Raw genomic sequence first — 2047 nt, 5'->3', positions numbered from 1 at the left:
AAGCGATATTACATACATTTGGACTGCTGAAGGTTGGTTATACTTGGCAGCAGTAAAAGACCTGTACACGAAACAAGTGGTTGGCTATAGCTTAAATGAGCGTATGACCGCACAACTTGTTTGCAATGCACTGACTATGGCGATTCGTAATCAAAAACCAACGAAAGGCTTAATTATTCATTCGGACAGAGGCAGCCAATATTGCAGCCATGAATATCGAAAGATACTGGAAAAATGTGATTTTCAAGGTTCAATGAGCAAACGTGGGGACTGTTACGATAATGCACCGATTGAAAGTTTCTGGGGCATACTCAAGAATGAATTAGTGCATCATTGCAACTATAAAACCAGAGATGAAGCTAAAGCAGATATTACAAAATACATTGTGTTATTTTATAATCAGCGAAGAATTCAAAAGAGTTTGGATTTTAAAACGCCAAATCAAATAGCAGAGAACTTTTATCGGTTAGCTGCCTAGCATATCCCAAGTGAAAGTCTCCTGCTAATTCAGCACATATCAGATGCATATAATCAGTCTCTTATAATGGATGCAAGGCTTAAAGGGGTTTCCAAGGAAAGCTTAAGGAATGAAATACTAACAGACAAAAATGCATCAAAAGCAGAAATTCAAGAAGGCTTAAGAGATATTGATCGTGCGTATAACAGTAATTTCAAAGATAAGGGTCTATAGGCACAGGATGTTGTTGCTAAATGTGTAAAGTTGATTGATTAGTGAATTGGTAAAAAGCACCCTAGGGTGCTTTTTTATTTAGACAAAACGCACTTCAACATGTTTACCAATTGCCGCAGCATATTTTTGCAATGTGGCAATAGATGGTGATGGTTTGCCTGTGATCAATGCTTTTTCTAGCCGTGAAACGGCAGGTACATTTGTTCCCATGCGTTCCGCGATTTGCGCTTGGGATAGACCTGCCTCTCGAAGTGCAGTAAGTACCATATCGAGCAAGGGCATTTCTTCACGTTCAATTCGTTCGTATTCGGTACGCACTGCTGAACGAGATAATGCAAGTGCTTTCATTTCTTCATGTGTTCGCATTTTTCACCTCTTTCATGCGGTCAAGTGCTAGGTTTAGATCTTGCTTAGGTGTTTTTTGGGTTTTCTTAACAAAACTATGGAGCATTACAATGCGTTTACCGACTAGTGTGCAATACATAACACGAGCAATACATTCTTGAGATTTTAAGCGCAACTCAAATAGTCCTTTACTCATTGGTAATGTGTGAGATTCTCCTAAGTTTGCGCCGGGGGTGAGTCTATTACTTTACCCAATGCATTATTTAATATAGTTCTATAGACATCCAAGCGTTCTTTGTAATTTTCAATAAACTTAGTCAACTCTATGTCATCAGGGCTACTTAACTTACGAAAATGTTTTCACTTCCTATTATTTCACGAAAATCAAAGCTCATTGTGCAACGAATATAAATATAAGATGACTTTTAAATCAGCTTGTCTCTAATCTCGAATCCGCTAATATCCTCAAAAGCTATTTTTCTTGTCCATTTACTTCTTCAAATACACCTTTGTGGTTCAAAAGCATGTGTTTGGTCGGTTGACCAGTGAGCTGATTAATATCCAAAAGATCATAAACCATTTGTTGTCCTAGCTGTTCACGCCGGACGGCTTCAACAATTTCCTGCATGTTTTGAAATTCTTCAAAACTCAGAACAACAGCTTCGGGCGTATTCTTCGTATAAACAAAAACAGGTTTATGACTTTCTTTGACACATTGAACAATTTTGCTCCAAGATTTGCGAACATCAGACGCAGAAACAATCGCACCGTTTATAAAAGTTAATCGACTCATATCTAAGACCTTATACTGGATGGCAAAAATTAAATCACTTTAGAATATTGTTCCGAATGTAAGAAAACGACCGTTATTTATTATGGGGCTATTATATATTTCTAAAATTAGTAGATGATATTTGTATGTAACTATATAATCTAAAAAAATAAATTTTAAATCGTGCAAATTAAAAATAGGGAAAGCTATGCTTACTGGAGTCTATATAAATAATGTTG

2 protein-coding genes and 2 pseudogenes are annotated in these 2047 nt (G+C 36.6%); 1 reads left to right on the top strand and 3 read right to left on the bottom strand.

The window, feature by feature from the left end; translation table 11 throughout:
* A pseudogene (locus J582_RS0105485) lies at positions 1-478 on the top strand (IS3-like element ISAba21 family transposase); the annotation flags it as partial.
* 291 nt (positions 479-769) lie between these two features.
* On the opposite strand, the gene J582_RS24765 reads toward J582_RS0105485, so the two are convergent.
* The 3 genes and pseudogenes from J582_RS24765 to J582_RS24755 all read right to left on the bottom strand — a co-directional run bounded on the left by J582_RS24765 (position 770) and on the right by J582_RS24755 (position 1829).
* Positions 770-1057, bottom strand: coding sequence for a helix-turn-helix domain-containing protein (locus J582_RS24765; RefSeq protein ID WP_001258992.1), 288 nt, complete (start codon positions 1055-1057; stop codon positions 770-772).
* Positions 1044-1253: pseudogene (locus J582_RS24760) on the bottom strand (type II toxin-antitoxin system RelE/ParE family toxin); the annotation flags it as partial. The pseudogene J582_RS24760 and the gene J582_RS24765, both read right to left, overlap by 14 nt.
* 255 nt (positions 1254-1508) lie before the next feature.
* A complete protein-coding gene (locus J582_RS24755; RefSeq protein ID WP_016653393.1) occupies positions 1509-1829 on the bottom strand; it encodes a type II toxin-antitoxin system Phd/YefM family antitoxin in 321 nt (106 codons plus the stop codon).
* Positions 1830-2047: the final 218 nt, after the last annotated feature.

Origin of the sequence: Acinetobacter sp. 1566109 (assembly GCF_000582255.1) — a bacterium.
GTDB classification, from domain to species: Bacteria; Pseudomonadota; Gammaproteobacteria; order Pseudomonadales; family Moraxellaceae; genus Acinetobacter; species Acinetobacter nosocomialis.
This window is presented reverse-complemented; position numbering and strand designations above follow the sequence as displayed.

Bases quoted from the DNA above. Each gene is read 5' to 3' on its own strand.
- J582_RS24765 (WP_001258992.1), bottom strand. From the start codon at position 1,057: ATGCGAACACATGAAGAAATGAAAGCACTTGCATTATCTCGTTCAGCA.
- J582_RS24755 (WP_016653393.1), bottom strand. From the start codon at position 1,829: ATGAGTCGATTAACTTTTATAAACGGTGCGATTGTTTCTGCGTCTGAT.